The organism is Micromonospora sp. CA-259024 (assembly GCF_050936255.1).
Taxonomy (GTDB): domain Bacteria; phylum Actinomycetota; class Actinomycetes; order Mycobacteriales; family Micromonosporaceae; genus Micromonospora.
Genome location: NZ_JBNJND010000001.1, coordinates 1032981 through 1049010 on the forward strand (window position 1 = coordinate 1032981; position 16030 = coordinate 1049010).

11 protein-coding genes and 1 pseudogene are annotated in these 16030 nt (G+C 69.2%); 10 read left to right on the forward strand and 2 right to left on the reverse strand.

Features of this window, described 5'->3' with window-relative positions; genetic code table 11:
• Nucleotides 1–48 precede the first annotated feature (48 nt).
• From ACQEUX_RS04190 to ACQEUX_RS04200, 3 genes are all read left to right on the forward strand, one after another.
• Entirely contained in the window at nucleotides 49–414 is a 366-nt protein-coding gene (locus ACQEUX_RS04190) for a PadR family transcriptional regulator (RefSeq protein WP_433041341.1), read from the forward strand.
• Nucleotides 411–1412 (forward strand): hypothetical protein, encoded by a 1002-nt coding sequence (locus tag ACQEUX_RS04195; RefSeq protein WP_433041344.1) that lies wholly within the window; start codon nucleotides 411–413, stop codon nucleotides 1410–1412. Before ACQEUX_RS04190 ends, ACQEUX_RS04195 begins: the two co-directional genes overlap by 4 nt.
• 144 nt (nucleotides 1413–1556) lie before the next feature.
• A complete protein-coding gene (locus ACQEUX_RS04200) occupies nucleotides 1557–2918 on the forward strand; it encodes a carbohydrate-binding domain-containing protein (protein WP_433041347.1) in 1362 nt (453 codons plus the stop codon).
• A gap of 597 nt (nucleotides 2919–3515) precedes the next feature.
• Here the strand turns inward: ACQEUX_RS04200 and ACQEUX_RS04205 are convergent.
• Nucleotides 3516–7898, reverse strand: coding sequence for a S8 family serine peptidase (locus ACQEUX_RS04205; protein WP_433041350.1), 4383 nt, complete (start codon nucleotides 7896–7898; stop codon nucleotides 3516–3518).
• Between the two features lie 89 nt (nucleotides 7899–7987).
• Here ACQEUX_RS04205 and ACQEUX_RS04210 point away from each other — a divergent pair, with 89 nt between their 5' ends.
• From ACQEUX_RS04210 to ACQEUX_RS04225, 4 genes and pseudogenes are all read left to right on the forward strand, one after another.
• Nucleotides 7988–8968, forward strand: a complete 981-nt coding sequence (locus ACQEUX_RS04210) for a TrmB family transcriptional regulator (RefSeq protein WP_433041353.1) — start codon at nucleotides 7988–7990, stop codon at nucleotides 8966–8968.
• Between the two features lie 913 nt (nucleotides 8969–9881).
• Nucleotides 9882–11090, forward strand: a complete 1209-nt coding sequence (locus ACQEUX_RS04215) for a helix-turn-helix domain-containing protein (protein ID WP_433041356.1) — start codon at nucleotides 9882–9884, stop codon at nucleotides 11088–11090.
• A gap of 133 nt (nucleotides 11091–11223) precedes the next feature.
• A complete protein-coding gene (locus ACQEUX_RS04220; protein WP_433041359.1) occupies nucleotides 11224–11430 on the forward strand; it encodes a hypothetical protein in 207 nt (68 codons plus the stop codon).
• Nucleotides 11431–11602: 172 nt separating this feature from the next.
• A pseudogene (locus ACQEUX_RS04225) lies at nucleotides 11603–11818 on the forward strand (hypothetical protein); the annotation flags it as partial.
• A 166-nt stretch (nucleotides 11819–11984) separates the two neighbouring features.
• Here the strand turns inward: ACQEUX_RS04225 and ACQEUX_RS04230 are convergent.
• Nucleotides 11985–12770, reverse strand: a complete 786-nt coding sequence (locus tag ACQEUX_RS04230; protein ID WP_433041362.1) for a FadR/GntR family transcriptional regulator — start codon at nucleotides 12768–12770, stop codon at nucleotides 11985–11987.
• 238 nt (nucleotides 12771–13008) lie between these two features.
• On the opposite strand from ACQEUX_RS04230, the gene ACQEUX_RS04235 reads away from it, so the two are divergent.
• The 3 genes from ACQEUX_RS04235 (at nucleotide 13009) to ACQEUX_RS04245 (ending at nucleotide 16027) form a co-directional block, all read left to right on the forward strand.
• Complete coding sequence (locus ACQEUX_RS04235; protein WP_433041365.1) at nucleotides 13009–14190, forward strand: ABC transporter substrate-binding protein; 1182 nt, start codon at nucleotides 13009–13011, stop codon at nucleotides 14188–14190.
• A 74-nt stretch (nucleotides 14191–14264) separates the two neighbouring features.
• Nucleotides 14265–15215 (forward strand): carbohydrate ABC transporter permease, encoded by a 951-nt coding sequence (locus tag ACQEUX_RS04240; protein WP_433041368.1) that lies wholly within the window; start codon nucleotides 14265–14267, stop codon nucleotides 15213–15215.
• Nucleotides 15212–16027 (forward strand): carbohydrate ABC transporter permease, encoded by an 816-nt coding sequence (locus ACQEUX_RS04245; protein WP_433041371.1) that lies wholly within the window; start codon nucleotides 15212–15214, stop codon nucleotides 16025–16027. The genes ACQEUX_RS04240 and ACQEUX_RS04245 overlap by 4 nt, the downstream gene beginning before the upstream one ends.
• The last annotated feature ends 3 nt before the right edge of the window (nucleotides 16028–16030 follow it).

Below are 16030 nucleotides of genomic sequence, written 5' to 3' on the forward strand. Positions count from 1 at the left end.
GGTCCCAATTCAGACGATGAATAGCTTCGCAGCCGATATATTGCGGGGGTGGACACGCCGTTGCGGGAACCGACCTTCCTGATCCTGGCCGCGCTCGCCGCCGAGCCGATGCATGGCTACGGCCTCATCCGTGAGGTCGCCGTCCTGTCCGAGGGCCGTCTGTCGCTGCGTCCGGGCACGCTCTACGGCGCACTGGACCGGTTGGTCGACGCCGGGCTGGTCCAGGTCGACCGGGAAGAGACGGTCGACGGGAGGCTGCGCCGCTACTACCGGCTCTCGCCGGCCGGCGACACCGCGCTACAGGTGGAGACCGAGCGGCTCCGTCACAACGTCGAGGTCGCGACCGCTCGCCTACGCAGGCGGGCCCGCGCCGCCCAACCCGCCGTCCGACCTGCCATGGGAGGGCTGGCATGAGCGATCTCGAAGGCCGCTACCGACTGCTGTTGCGCCTGTACCCCAACGACTACCGGCGCGTGCGGGGGGAGGAAATCGTTGGCACGTACCTCGATCTGACCGCACCCGGCCGCCGCTGGCCCTCGGCTGCGGACGCTGCCGACCTGGCCATGGGCGCGGTGCGTGAGCGGCTGCGGGCCGCCGGGGCCAGCGGTCTCCTCCCAGGAGTACGGCTGGCTGCGATCCTTGCGTTCATCACCGCGACTGCGCTGGCCGGCTTGTGGACCGGGGCGGAGCAGATCATCGATCGGGCCGACCGGAGTGTGTCGACCTTCGGGCCGTTCGTCAGCATCGGCATCGTCGTCTGGGTCGCATGGCTGCTGGTCGCCGCTCTCGATGCCCTCGCCCCCGTCCGGTGGACACGGCTGGCCATCATGCTGGCTCTCGTGCTGACCACCGCCGTGGTGCCGGTCGCCGACCTGGCTGGCATGCCGCGACCACCGTTGTTCTACCTGGTGCCACAAGCGACGTTGGGCCTGCTCGCACTGGCGCTCCCCGCCAGCCGGTCGCGGTGGCACCGCATTGTTCCGCTGACCACGGCGCTCGGGGCGGGCCTGGTGGCCGGGCCGGCGCTGAGCCGTCGCGGCACCTGGTCCTACCGTTTCGACGATGGGGGCGTCCTTCTCACCTACGCTGGGATGGCGTTGCTGATGACAGCCGTGTTGGTCGCGGTGGCGCTCTCGCTGCGCGGTGACACTCGAGGGCTGTGGGCCACCCTGGTCCTGTTCACTCCGGTGGGACTCCTCGGCCTCTACGTCTTGAGCGCGATGGCAAGCGACCTCGTCGGGTCCGGCAACTCCACGTTCCTGGTCATCGCCGGGACCGCTGCCGCGGTAGTCGTGGGGGCGACGGGGAGTCTGGGAGCCGCCGTGGCGACATGTCGACGGGCACCCACCAGCGTTTCAACCTCCGAACCTGTCCGCACTGTCGCCCGGCGCTGCCCGACCTGCGGTCGATGACACCGCTGGTCACGAGCTGAGCGAAACCGAGATGACAACTCGGGTACCCGGGATGGTCTCGAAGCATTCACATGTGTCGTCCCGCTCCTCTTTACGCTGCGACTGCCCGGCTCATGGGCGTCTGTCGGCAAGGGAGGATCGGCGATGCGTATCAGGAGATCCAGGTCCAGGTTCGTTGCGGTGGCGGTGGCGACGGTGGCCGCCATGGCGGGGGGAGCGCTCACCGGCGGTACGGCGAACGCCGCCGAGCCCTCCCAGTTCGCGGTCGTGGATGGTGCGATCCGTACGGCGACCGGCACCCCGGTGCCCGCCTCCGGCACGCACGCCTCGCTCTGGGGCAACTCCAGTTACGCCACCACCAGCATCAGCGGTTCCGGGCGGGTGCTGATCGGGGCCATCGGTGACAACTGCCAGGGCTGGCCGACCGTTCGGGTGACGGTCGACGGTGTCAGCGTCGGCCAGACCACCATCGTCAGCGCCACCAGCTACGGCACGTACCCGGTCGGCTCGGCGGTCGGCGCCGGGCAGCACACCGTGAAGATCCAGTTCGTCAACGACTTCCGGGCCGACCCCTGCGACCGCAACGTCCACATCGCGTACGCGCGGATGGAGACCGCGGGCGCCACCGACACGAAGTTCAGCTTCGCCGTGCTGCCGGACACCCAGCAGGAGGTGCTCAACAGCGGCGACACCCGGTTCCGCAACCGCACCAACTGGCTGGTGCAGAACCGCTCGGCGCTGGACCTGCGCTACGTGACGCACTCCGGTGACGTGGTCAACTGGGACACCCCCGACCACTCCCAGTACGTCATCGCCCGCGACGCGATGCGCCCGATCGAGACCGCGGGCCTGCCATACTCGCTGGCGATCGGCAACCACGACACCCAGGCGACCGGCGAGGGCGGTTCCGCCCGGGACCCCGCCCACACCCGGGAACTCGTCCGCGATACCACCGTTTTCAACCAGTACTTCACCGCCAGCCAGTATGGCGCCGTCAAGGGACAGTTCGAGGCCGGCAAGGTCGACAACTCGTACTCGACCTTCGAGGCCGGCGGTGTGCAGTGGATGGTGCTGACCCTGGAGCTCTGGCCCCGGGTCGAGGCCGTGAACTGGGCCAAGAACGTCGTCGCGGCCAACCCCCGGCACAACGTCATCGTCGTCACCCACGACTACATCGACGGCAGCGGCAACATCGAGCAGAGCGCCTCGTACGGCGCGACCAGCCCGCAGTATCTCTTCGACAACCTGGTCAAGCAGTACGCCAACATCCGGTTCGTCTTCTCCGGCCACGTCGGCGTCGCCGCCAACCGGGTCGACACCGGGGTCAACGGAAACAAGATCTACTCGTTCCTCCAGACGTTCCACTCCAACACCACCAACCCGGTACGCCTGGTCGAGGTCGACACCGCCGCCAACTCGCTACGGACCTGGATCTACGCGCCGTACAACAACCAGTCGTTCACCGAGTACGACAGGTCCTTCACCGGCCTCGGCGTGGTCCGCTGACGCGTACTTCCTAGGTGTGGGTTTCGAGTCCCTGGCAGCCCACGTTGATCATGGCTCTGATCTGGCCTTTGGGTCAGATCAGAGCCCTTTCGCGCCTACCGTGGATGGCTGTGTGATCGACGTGCGACGGGTGCGAGGACCTCGCGGTCAGCGCACCGTCGGAACGGGAATGGAGCATTCCGTACGAGGGTAGCCTCGTCATGCTGCTAGGCGGCGGTCCCGGTGGGGTCACCACCACCGGGTTGACCTACTTTCGGGGTAGGGGCGACGCGGACGGGGTGGCCGAGCCGTCCGGGCTGGCGGCCGACGTGGGCGACGGACCCGGGACGACCGGATCCTGTCCCGGGATCGGCGAACAGGGGGCCAGGGCGAGGAGCACCGGAGCGGTGAGCAACCAACTGACGAAGTGAACTCTGTTCACCATGGTCACCGTCCCCCACAGAACATCTCGATCCATGGAATCCGGATGATGCCGACGTCGTCGGGCGACGGTCGCCGGGCAACGTCCCGGGAACGGGAGGAACGCCGCCAGGAACGGGACCGGCCGGGCCACCCCGAAGGGCGGCCCGGCCGGCGTGGGGAAGGCCGTGAACGACCTCAGCGGCGGATCGGCAACTGGTAGACGCCACCGGCGGCGGTGCCGGCGTACAGCCAGTGACCGTCGGGGCTGACCGCCAGCGAGCGCACCGAGGGGTCCGGCAGCCCGAAGGCGATGTTGCTCCAGGTCCGTCCACCGTCGGTGCTGCGCAGTACGCCGCGCCCACCGATGTTCAGCCCCGCCGCGGTGAAGTCCCGCAGCCCGGCGTACAGCACCCCGCCTGATTCGACGATCTGGCTGACCCGCATCGGCAGCACGTACTTTCCGCCGCCGGCGCTCCGGGCCTCGGTGAAGGTACGCCCACCGTCGGTGCTGACCCGGATCGTGGCGCCGCCGACGACGATCCGCTTGTTGTCGACGTACACCGCCGTCACCGGACCGTCCAGCACCTTCACCCGGGTCACCCCGTTGTCGTCGGATCGCCACAGGCCGCTCTCGCCACCGAGCCAGAGCCGGTCCGGGTCACGCTGATCGCCCGTCATCGCCTCGTACATGGCGCCGTGCTCGATCCTCCGCCAGGAGGCGCCGCCGTCCTGGCTGGCCAGCAGGCCGCCCCCGCTCACGGTTTTGTACGCGATGTACATCCGACGCGGATCGGCCGGATGCACCAGGATCCCCAGCGGGAACGCCGGATCGGTGAAGACGTCGGAGTACGTAGCCCCGCCGTCCTGGCTGCGCTGCAAGCGCATGCTTCCGAAGCCGGTACCGATGACCTTCCAGACGGTACGCGGGGAGCCGGGCTGGGCGGCGAGCCCTTCGACCGCCACGCCGACCATCCCCTCGCCCTCGGAGCGGCCCCAGTCCAGCCGGCCGGGTTCGAGCGGCAGATGGGTACGGTACGTGTCGATGGGTGTTCCGACCAGCAGCTGACCGCCCGCGACCACCATCTCGTTGGCGGTCGCACCCGGCGTGCCGATCCGGGTGTACTTTTTCCCGTCCGTGGTGCTGAACACACCCACGCTTTCCATCCCGACCAGCAGCGTCTGGTCGTCGCCCGGCCACCTCGCCACGCTGTCGACCACCGCCTCGCCGACCTTGGACGTGGACGTCCAGGTCCGTCCCTCGTCGGTGCTGAGCAGGTTCTCCTGGTGCGCGTCGACGAGCAGGGTCCGGCCGGTGCTGGTGAAGCTGAGCAGGTCCTGCGTGGCGAGCAGTTGTCGCCAGCTTCCGCCCCGGTCGGTCGTACCCCAGATGGCGCCGTCCCACTGTGCGACCGCCACCGTGTCGCCGGCGACCGTGACCGCCTTCGGCGCGGTGGAGAGCTCAGCGGCCGGGCGGACCAGGGTGGGCTCCCCGGCCAGTCCGGACCAGCGCCAGACACCGTCGTCGCCGCCCACGTACAGGTCGGTGCCGGCGAGCGCGAAGCCGCTCATCAGCCCGGACCAGAAGGCCGGCGTCGACACCCAGGTGTCCCCACCGTCCCGGCTGACCTCGATCGTCGAGTCGGTCGCCGCCGCCAGCACGCCGCCGTCCGCGGAGACGGCCAACGCGGCGATCCGGACGTCCGGGAACGGCAGAGTCCGCCAGGTGCGGCCGCCGTCGTCCGAGCGGAGCATCCGACCCTGGTACGTCGGGTCGACGCGGCTGCTGACCGCCGCCCACATCCGGTTCGGCCGCGTCGGGTCGATCTGGACGTTCACCCGGCCGCTCGGTACGGCGGTGAGCTTCTCGTACCGCCAGGTCTTCGCCCGGTCGGTGGTGATCCAGAGCCCGGCGCTGTTCTCCGAGCTGACCACCAGCCGGTTCGGGTCGGCCGGGGTGGTGGCGAGCAGCCCGCCGGTCCCGTACGGCCCGACCAGGTCCCACTTGGTCGTATCCGCCTCCGCGGCGACCTCGAAGTAGCTCGTACCAACGATGGTCGGGCCGTCGTCGGTGCGGACCGAGGCGGTGACGGTGTAGATCCCGGGCCGGTCACCGGTGACCGGGGCCTGCCACCAAACGCCGTCGTACGGCTCCGCCGTGGTCTCGGTACGCCGACCGTCCGGTCCGGTTACCACAATCCTCGGCGGGGTCGAGACCGGGTCCACGGTGTTGACGTACACGCCGGTGTGCCCGTCGCTGGGGTCAGGGGTGGCGAACACCCACGGCGTACGGACGGCGAGCAGGTACGGCACCCGCAGGTCGGTACCGCCCTTCGGCACGTCGACGGTCAACCAGCCGGAGACGTCGGCGACGCCCTGCTCCGGCGCCGTCGTGTCGATCCGTACCGCGACGGTCTTCTGCCCACCGGCCGGCACGGTTACCCGGTCCGGGGTGACCCGGGCGGTGCCGGGGCTGCCCTTCGCCGGGGTGACACCCAACCGGACGGTGCTGGCCCGACTCCCGGCGTTGCGCAGGGTCACCGTTCCGTTGGCCCCTACCCGGTCGCCGGAGAGGTCGGCGAGTCCGAGCGAGACGACGGCCGGGCCGGCGGTGAGCTCGGCGTCCAGCGCCGCCGGCAGATCCAGGCGTCCCGCCCCGGCCGAGGTCGGCGCGGCGTCGATCTTCGCCGCCGAGCCGGTCAGCGCGGCGGTCAGCCGCTCCGGCGACGCGTCCGGCCGGAACTGCCGCAACAGCGCGGCGGCCCCGGCCACGTGCGGGGCGGCCATGCTGGTGCCGCTGTACCGCTGCACGCCGGGCGCCCAGAGGGCCGCCGGCACCGACGAACGGATCTCCACGCCGGGGGCGGCGAGCTGCGGCTTCATGCCCCAGTGCGGGTCCGGTCCCCGGGACGAGAAGCTGGCGATCTGGTCGGTGACGTCGGTGCCGGAGATGGCGACCCGTACCCGCCCGGCGTCGAGCAGTCGCCGGAGCTGACCGTACTGGCCGGCATCGTCGATGCCGAGCACCACGAGGCGGTTGAACCGCAGCTCGTCACGCGGGTCGGGGCTCTTGGTCACGGTCGCGTTGAACCCGTCCGACGCGGTAGGTCCCCCAGGCGCACCTGGGCCGGGGTGTACCGGGCCGCCGAGACCGACGGCGGTGGGGCCCGGGCCTACCGTTGACAGGGTGTAGCCGATCGCGGCCAGCGCGCCGCGCCGTTCGGCCTCGGCGAACCGGCTGACGTCGTCCGCGCTGGCGTTGCTGGAGGGAGCACCGCTGACCAGCACGACCTTTCCGCGTACGTCGCCGACCCGGGCCCAGTCGGCGGCCGTGCCCTCCCCGACGTCGACGAGGTCACCGGTGGTCGTGCGCTCCGGCGGGTTCGCCGAGACCCCGGCCCGGTACGTGATGATCGGCTCCTTGCGCGGGCTGGTCAGCTCGGCGACCGGCAGCCGTACGCCGGTGGTGGAGGCGGCGACCGCGAGAACCCCGTCGGCCAGGGCCGGGCTGCCCATCGTCCGCTCGCCCGGACCCTCGTTACCGGCGGCGGCGACCACTGTCACGCCAGCCTTGACCGCGGCGGACGCGGCCCGGCCGACCGGGTCGTGCCCGTCGCCAGACCCGCCGAGGCTCATGTTGATCAAGTCGGCCCGGTACGGATTGGCCGGGTCGACGGCCGCCTCCAGCGCGGCGATGATGTCGTCGTCGTAGCCGGAGCCGCTCGCGTCGAGCACCTTGTACGCGGTCAGCGTGGCGTCCGGGGCGACCCCGGTGACCCCCATCGCTCCGCCCGCACCGGTGCCGGCGATGATGCCGGCCACGTGTGTGCCGTGGCTCTGGTCGTCCATCGGGTCGGCGTCGTCGTTGACGAAGTCGTACCCGCCGACGACCTTGTGGCCCGGGCCGAAACCGCCACCGAGACTGGGGTGGGTGTAGTCGATCCCGGTGTCGATGACCGCGACGTTGACCCCGCCGCCCCGCAGTGGCCGGCCGTTGCGGTCCGTCCGCCGCCACGCCGCCGGCGCACCGATCTGTGACAGGTTCGGCTCGACCGAACCGCCCGAGCCGGGCTTGGTGGGCGCGGCGGCAGGGTCGGCGGGCGCGGTCCGGACGGACGCCGCCGCTGCGGTGACGCCGGTGGCGTCGAGGGCGGTGGTGGGGGCGGCTCCCTGCACCTGGAACCGGGTCACCTCGTGCACCGCCCTGACCCCGGGCAGCCGGCGCAGCGCCTCGACCTGCCCCTCGGGTACGCGTACCGCCATACCGGGCAGGAGCACCTGGAAAGAGTGGCGCCGGTCGAGCCGGATCCGGGCCCGCCCGGCCGCCTCGGTCACCTGCTGCTCGACCGCGGCCACCGCCGCCTGTGCCTGCCGCAGCCGGTCGCCCGCCTGCGCGTCGAAGGTACCCGGTGCCGGCACGGCGGCGATCGTCGGCGCCGCGTCGAACTCGATTATCACCGTATGGTCCGGGCCGGTGGCCGGTCCGGCCACCGCCGTACCCGGCTGGAGGACCCCAGCGGCGAGTAGCACGACGGTCGTCGCCGCCACGCCCCGCCACCGGGGGGAAGGTGCACTGATCATGGCTGTAAGGGGAGCCCGAGACCGGGGTCGTCGGCAATGGTTGGCAACGTCATGTTGGTGCCGATGGCACCTTCCGGCCATAATCTGCCGTGCTCCTCCCCGAACAGAACTCCCTGGCCGGTGCCGGGATCTCCACCGTCGACGAGGCGGTGCTCCGGGTCCTGCTCGGTCGCGGCCACGCCACCGCGGCGGAACTCGCGGCGGCGACCGGCCTGACCGTCGAACGGGTTTCCGCCGGCCTCGACCACCTCCGCTGGCAAGGGCTGGTGGCCCGGCTCGCCGTCGAACCGAACCGGTACGCCGCCGCCGACCCCCGGGTCGCGTTCGACGCCCTGCTCCATCCGGCCGAGCAGGCGTTGCGTCGGGCCCGGGACGCCGCCGCCGAACTCGCCGTGATCTTCGAGAGCGCCCGGCCCGAGGCGGCCACCACCGGCCCGGTCGAGGTGGTCACCGGCGAGGAGATCAGTCGCGCCTTCCTCCGCCTCCAACAGAGCGCGGTACGCGAGGTACGCGCCTTCGACCGTCCGCCGTACGTGCATGCGGCCGGCAACCCGGTCGAACCGGCCGTGCTGGCCCGGAACGTACGGTGGCGGGCGATCTACCACCCGGACGCGCTGGAGCAGCCCGGCGCCCTCGCCGAGATCCGGGGGCTCGTCGCCCTCGGCGAACAGGCCCGGGTGCTGGTCGACGTACCGTTCAAGATGCACCTGGTCGACGACCGGGTCGCCCTGGTACCGCTGGAACCCGGCCCGGACGGCGCCTGCGGCCTGCTGGTGTACGCGTCGGTGCTGCTTGACGCCCTGAAGTTCGTCTTCGACGTCTGCTGGGGCCGGGCGGTGCCACTGGACTCCGCTGCCGGGGCCGACGAACTGTCCGCAGAGGATCGCCAGCTCCTGACGCTGCTCGCGGCCGGGGTGAAGGACGAGACGATCGGCCGGCAGCTCGGGCTCTCGGTCCGCACCATGCGCCGCCGGGTACGACGGCTGCTGGACCTGCTCGGCGCGCAGACCCGGTTCCAGGCCGGCATGGAGGCGATCCGGCGTGGCTGGATCCCGCCGGAGGTTGGCTAACGGGAGCGGCGCCGATCCCCGGTGCCGTACGGCGGTCAGGTGATGCTGCCGCTGTCGGCAGCCGGCCGGCTGATGCGTCTTGTAGTCCTTCGACGCGCCCCGGCCGGGTGCGAAACCAGCGCCGTTGCCTGGTCGGTGTGTGTGTGATCCATGCGTGATCGACGGTTCCGGTACGTTCTGGGTTCGAGTCCCCAGGCGCCCACCGACCGCACCATTGTGCGAACCGGTGAGTTCTCCGTGGCAACAGCGGGTGGTCTGTCGGCATGCGCGACGCAATCGGGGGTGCGTCATCACCGCCGGTCAGCCAGCATGACGGTGTGCCTGACCTTGTGTGGGACGACGTCATTGGCCCGACCTAAGGTCACGGTCAGGGCGAATGAGGGCCGGCCGGCGAGTGTGCTGGCTTGGCCGTCGGTGGTTGACCGCGCTATGGCCGAGGCACTTCACCTCTTTGGTGGCGACCCCGAGCTGTAGGGGAGAGGGCTCATCTGTGACCTCCAAGCAGGCTGGAGCGCAGGCATCAACACGCCATGCCTGCGTTCACACCGAAGAGGCTGGCGGCCAACACGTAGTAGCACCGACGTTGACGCTGGGCTGAGCCCGCACTGCGGGCTCCGTCGCTCCTGTTTCATGGACGCTGGCTTCTTTCACCCTCTTGGCAGTTGCACTCGAAAGAGGGCCGAACTGACAGAGGGACCTTGGGGATTCTGAAGCTGCTGCTGTCCGCAGCTCCCGTCTTGGGGCTTCTCGGCGAAACTCAGCAGCGGCGGGCTGAGCCCAGCGATCGCACACAACAAGCTGACGCGCGCGTCGGCGAGCTGATGGGTTACCAGCGTGCGGTGCCGTGGGTACGGTGGGCACGACTGCGGCCGGCGATCCGTGGTGCACCTCGCGCGATGGGAGGGGGTTCGGGATGGACTCCATGCCAGAGCTGACCTTTGGACAGCGCCTGAAGCTCTACCGTGAGCGGTCGGGCAAGACCCGGGCTGTGGTCGGTGGGCTGGTCGGTCGGAGCGCCGAGTGGGTCAAGGCCGTGGAGACGGATCGCATCCTGCCGCCGCGTGTCCACATGCTGGATCGGATCGCCCGTGCGCTCAAGGTCGACGTGTCCGCGTTGGTGGGGGAGCTGAGCGATCGGTCGGCAGTGGTGAACGGGCCAGAGCATCCCGCGCTCGCCTCGGTGCGCGACGCCGTCAACCACTTCTCACTCTCCAGCGCGGTGCCTCCGCAGCCGGTGGTGGCGATCAGGGAACGCCTCGCCGCAGCGTGGCGGGCACGCCATCAGGCGTCGGACCACCGAACGGTCCTTGGTGCCCTGTTGCCGGATCTGGTGCGCGACGCTCAGCAGGCAGCGTTGACGTACGAAGGTGACGAGCGTCGCCGAGCGCATGCTCTGTTGGCAGAGGTTCTTGGACTGGCTCAGATGTTCCTGGCCTACCAGCCCGCTGCGGAGCTGCTGTGGCGGGTCGCGGACCGGGCGATGGTGGCGGCGCAGGAATCGGGTGATCCCGAAGCATTGGCGTGCGCGGGATGGTTCCTGTGCCAGGTTCACCGGGACGCCGGCGACTGGGACACCGCCATGACGGTGACCTTGGATGTGGGCTCGGCGCTGGAGACGCGGATCGACGACGGAAACGCCAATCTGCTCGCGTTGTGGGGCGCGCTCAATTTCGAATCCGCCTACACCGCCGCCCGCGCCGGCGAGGAAGGCCGCGCGTGGCATTACTGGGATCGTGCGGACCGGGTGGCGCAGCGATTGCCGCAGGGCTTCTACCAGCCACAGACGTCGTTCTCGCGGGTCATCATGGGAGCTCACGCCGTGACCGTCGCCGTCGAGTTGCAGAAGTCTGGTGAGGCGGTGCGACAGGCCAACCGCCTCGACCCGGCTGCCATCCCGTCGAGGCCACGACGCGCCCGGCATCTGATCGAGGTGGCCCGCGGCCACTACGGAAAGGGCGACAACGAAGCCACCGTGGCGACCCTTCGACAGGCGTACGACTCCGCGCCGGAGACGATCCGCTTCAACGGGTACGCCCGCCAGATCACACTGGATCTGATCGATGCACGTTCTGTGCGCGCTGACGCCCACGACCTCGCGCTGAAGGTTGGTCTGGTCTCCTGATCTACGGGTAGAGACCGTACCTGTTCCGTCGCGCGACGCTACGTAGGTTCTCCCGCACGGGATGCGGCGAGCGGTGCCAAGTCGCCTGGTCGCCGCGTCCCCCTTCACATGGAGGGCGGATCAGAACGCCCTCGTGACTGACGAGGGAGATCCGGTGCCGCGCGTCTCGTACGAGGAGTACCTGCTCGCCGTGGCCCTCACTCTCGCCCGCCGCCATCGCCTGGTCTGGTCCTGGCGAAAATGGCGGCGGATCTGCCGTTGCGGAGCTGACCTGCCCTGCCATGTCCGGCATCGCATCCCGATCAACCGGGGCCACTGGCCGAGCGAGGAGGCGCAGTGAACGACGCCCAGGAGCAGGAGATCCTGGCCATACCCGTGCCAGGAGTCGACGGCAGGTGCGTCGGCTGCCGAGCCTGGTGGTCGCGTCTTGCCCCGTACCCGCGCTCGCCGGTGGATGGGGCGACCAGCCGGAAGGCCCGGCGAATCACGACCCGCTTCCTCGGATGTGTGCGGTGACCACCCACGGCCCGGTGATGCCGATCTGGAGCTGCGGCGGTTGCAACCTGCCCTGGCCCTGTCTCACTCGGAAGCAGGAACTGCGGGCGGAGTATGCCGGTGCTCCGGTGTCGCTGGCCCTCTATCTCGGCGCTTACCTCGTCCAGGCCGCCGAAGACATGCCCCGGACGCCGGCCGGCGCCTTGCACCACCGCTTCCTCGGCTGGACTCGGACTCGATGAGCATCCTGAGGCCTGGCGACGGGAAGTTCCACTACAGCGACTGCTCCCACAACTGTCAGCGTCGGGTGTGATCCACTCGGATTTACGGATGTCGCGGTGTCCGGGGCGCTCCGACACCGCGACTTCCCGGAAAGCGAGTCGATCATGGGGGCGTCGGTCAGCGGGTGGTCGGCGCGCGGTGTGCGCCCCGGTCGGGCATGCCGATCTGCTCCCACAGCGACTTCATCTCGTCGAACGCCTGCTCCATCAGCTGCACCATCGTCTGCCGGGCGCGTTCGCCGTCGTGCCGCTGGATCGCCTGGGCGATGTCCGCGTGCATCTGGAGCGCCTGCTGATGCGGGTGGTGTGGCATGAGGTGGTGCTTGTGCCGGCCGGTGAGCACCTCCGCGACCAACTCCTGGAGCCGGACGAACATCTCGTTGCCGGAGGCGAGCAGAATGCGCCGATGGAACTCGATGTCGAGGTGCAGGAAGCGCTCCTCGTCACCGGCCTCGCCGGCCGCCCACATCTTCGCCGCCAGCCCGACGAGATCGCTCGCTTCGTCGTGGCCGATCCGATTGGCGGCCAGTAGGGCCGCGTGCGGCTCGACGGCGGTGCGTAGTTCGGTGATCGACCGGAGCTGGGCCATCCGGCCAGCCGAAGCGAGACGCCAGCGGATCACCTGCGGGTCGAAGACGTTCCACGCGCTCGCCGGCCGGATCATCACCCCCACCCGACGGCGTGCTTCGATGAAGCCGATCGATGCCAGGACCCGCAGCACCTCGCGGATGACCGAGCGGGAGACGGCGTACCGGTCGACCAGTTCGTCGATGTTGAGGACCGATCCGGCTGGAAGCTCGCCGCCGCAGATGGCGGTGCCGAGGTGTTCGAGGACGCGGGCGTGCAGCCCGACCTCGGCGGGGGCGGTCCGAGCGGCTGCAACCTCTGATGAGGACGGTTCCACTCAAAGATCATATCAGTTAGATCAACCTATTGAAATAATCAGGTTTATCGGCCTAGCATCCGGTTGTTAAGCGGATGTAACGCCGAGGTAGCGGCTTCCCGGGGCGGCGACCACGACAGAAGGAGAGACAAGCGTGCGACGTCGATCGATATTCGGCACTTCTCTGGCCGTGGTCGCTGCCATGGGCCTGGCCGCCTGTGGCGGTGACGAAGGTGGCGAAGGTTCCACGACCCTTCGCGTGACACTGGTGAACCACGTCTGGACGGAGAACATCAAGAAGGCCCTGCCGGACTTCGAGAAGCAGTCCGGCCTCAAGGTCGAAGTCACCCAGCTCGGCGAGGACCAGCTCTCCGACCAGTACAACGTCAAGCTGAACGCCGGGTCCAGCGACATCGACGTGATGATGTACCGGCCGCTGCAGGAGGGGAAGCTGTTCGGCAAGAACAAGTACCTCGCCGACCTGAGCGAGAAGGCCAAGTCGGACAGCGCCTTCGAATTCAGTGACTTCCAGGCCGGGCCGGTGCAGGCGACGACCTACGAGGACAAGGTCGTCGGGGTGCCGATCATCACCGAGCAGGAGGTCCTCTACTACCGCAAGGACCTGCTGCAGAAGTCCGGCTTCACCGCGCCGCCCAAGACCCTCGACGAGCTCAAGGTCCAGGCCGCGAAGGTCGAGGCCGACAACCCCGGTGTCGCCGGCTTCGTCGCCCGTACCGGCAAGGCCGCCGCCGTCACGCAGTTCTCCAGCTTCCTCTACAGCTTCGGTGGCGACTTCGTGGACGCCAGCGGAAAGGCCACGGTCAACACCGAGCAGGCCAAGCAGGCGTACGCCTACTACGGCGGGCTGCTCAGGGACCACGGCCCGGAGAACATCAGCACCGACATGAGCTGGTCGGAGGCGATGGCGATCTTCACGCAGGGCAAGGCTGCCTTCTACACGGAGGCCAACTCGCTCTACAAGAACGCTACCGACCCGACCAAGTCCAAGGTCGTCGACACCGTTGGGTTCGCGGCCTTCCCGGCCGGCCCGGCCGGCTCGAAGCCGTACAACATCCCCTCCTGGGCGCTCGGCGTGAACGACAACTCGGAGAACAAGGACAACGCCTGGAAGTTCATCCAGTGGGCGGCCGGCAAGGAGCAGGCGCTGGCGCAGCAGACGGCAGGCGTACCCGGTGCCCGCACCTCGGTCTGGGCGAACCCGGCGAGCACCTCGACCCTGCCGAAGGACCTCGCCGAGGCCAACACGGTCAGCACCGCCAACGGCGTCGGGCACGACCGGCCGCTGGTGGTCAAGGTGGCTGAGGCGCGGGAGATCGTCGGTCAGCCGATCGTCGACGCGATCACCGGCAAGGACGCCGCCAGCTCGGCGGACGCGGCCAACACGGCGTTCCAGAAGTTCCTCGACGACGAGGCGAAGTAACCCCAGCGCTGGGCGGCGGAGCCGACGGGCTCCGCCGCCTCGCCGGGACCTGGCCCCCGAACCCGGAGATCTCAATGTCAGCCGTCACCACACCTCGCACCGATTCGCCCGAGGCCCCTCCGGCGTCCCCGGAGACGTCGGCCTGGTCACGTTGGGCCAACGAACACCGCAAGTGGCTTTTCGCGGCACCCGCCATGGCGTTCGTCGCCGTGCTGATCGTCTTCCCGGTGGCGTGGACCGGGTATCTGAGCCTGACTGACGCCGAGGGTTCGGTACGCGCCGAATCCGAGTTCATCGGATTCCAGAACTACCTCGACGTGCTCACCGACACCGACCGGTTCTGGCCGGCCGTCGGGCGTACGGTCCTCTTCACCGGCGTCGTGCTGTTCTTCGAGGTCGTTCTCGGCATGGCGATAGCCCTGCTGCTGTGGCGGCCCTTCCGCGGTGAGAAATGGGTCCGCGTCGCGATCCTCCTGCCGCTGGTGGCCACTCCGGTCGCGGTCGGCATGATGTGGCGCCTGATCTTCGACCCCAACATCGGGATGGCGAACCAGCTCCTCGGGTGGATCGGGATCGGCCCCCAGCCCTGGCTGGCTGGCCAGAGTTCGGCCCTGCCGACGACGATGTTCATCGACATCTGGCAGTGGACCCCGATGGTCGTGCTGATCCTGCTCGCCGGGCTCACCTCACTCTCCGAGGAGCCCCAGGAGGCGGCCCGCATCGACGGCGCCAGCAGTTGGCAGCGGTTCCGGCACGTCACCCTGCCGCTGCTGATGCCGACGGTGATCGTCGCCATCCTGCTGCGTGGCATCGACGCGCTCAAGACGTTCGACATCCTCTATGCCACCAAGGGCCGCGGCGGCGGGTCCTTCCACGAGGTCGAGACCCTCAACGTGTACGCCTACGGCCTCAGCTTCGACTACAACGACTACGGCGTCTCGTCGACCGTTCTCATCATCTTCTTCCTGATCATCATCGGGGTGATGTGGGCCCTCACCTATCGCAAGAAGGGGCTGGACCGATGAAGCCGAGCAAGCCGTACCAGGTGTTCCGTACGTCGGCCCTCGTCGTCGTGGTGTTCGCGCTGATGGCGCCGCTGCTCTGGATGATCACCGCGTCGTTCAAGACCAACGTGGACATCTACGACACCGCGAAGGCGTTCGTCTTCTCGCCCAGCCTGAAGAACTACGACACCGTGCTCCAGCAGGCGGACTATCTCCAGTTCATCGGCAACAGCCTCTGGGTGGCGTTCGCGGCCACCGTGCTCTCGCTTCTCCTCGGGGTCCCCGCCGCGTACTCGATGAGCCGTTTCACCATGAAGAAGTCCGCGCTCGTCGTGCTCATGGCCCGGGTCATCCCCGGCGTCTCGCTCCTGGTGCCCTGGTACTACGTCTTCTCGAACCTGAAGCTGGTCGGCGGGTTCACCGTGCTGATCCTGAGCCACATGTTCGTGTCGCTGCCGCTGATCGTCTATATCATGATGGGCTACTTCGACGGCCTGCCGACCGAGCTGGAAGAGGCCGCGCTGGTCGACGGGCTGACCCACATCGGCGCGTTCCGGCGGATCACCCTGCCGCTGTCGGTGCCCGGCGTCGCGACGGCCGGCATCCTCTCCTTCATCTTCTCCTGGAACAACTTCATGTTCGCCCTGGTGCTGTCCGGCTCCGACACGAAGACGCTCCCCGTCGCGATCTTCGACTTCGTCGGCTACGCCAGCATCGACTGGGGTGGCCTGATGGCCGCGGCGACCGTGGTCACCCTGCCGATCATGCTGATCGCCCTGTTCGTGCAGAAGTACGTCGTCTCCGGCCTCACCGCCGGTGCCACGAAGGGCTGACCG

Bases quoted from the DNA above. Each gene is read 5' to 3' on its own strand.
- ACQEUX_RS04200 (WP_433041347.1), top strand. From the start codon at position 1,557: ATGCGTATCAGGAGATCCAGGTCCAGGTTCGTTGCGGTGGCGGTGGCG.
- ACQEUX_RS04240 (WP_433041368.1), top strand. From the start codon at position 14,265: ATGTCAGCCGTCACCACACCTCGCACCGATTCGCCCGAGGCCCCTCCG.
- ACQEUX_RS04205 (WP_433041350.1), bottom strand. From the start codon at position 7,898: ATGATCAGTGCACCTTCCCCCCGGTGGCGGGGCGTGGCGGCGACGACC.
- ACQEUX_RS04195 (WP_433041344.1), top strand. From the start codon at position 411: ATGAGCGATCTCGAAGGCCGCTACCGACTGCTGTTGCGCCTGTACCCC.
- ACQEUX_RS04215 (WP_433041356.1), top strand. From the start codon at position 9,882: ATGGACTCCATGCCAGAGCTGACCTTTGGACAGCGCCTGAAGCTCTAC.
- ACQEUX_RS04245 (WP_433041371.1), top strand. From the start codon at position 15,212: ATGAAGCCGAGCAAGCCGTACCAGGTGTTCCGTACGTCGGCCCTCGTC.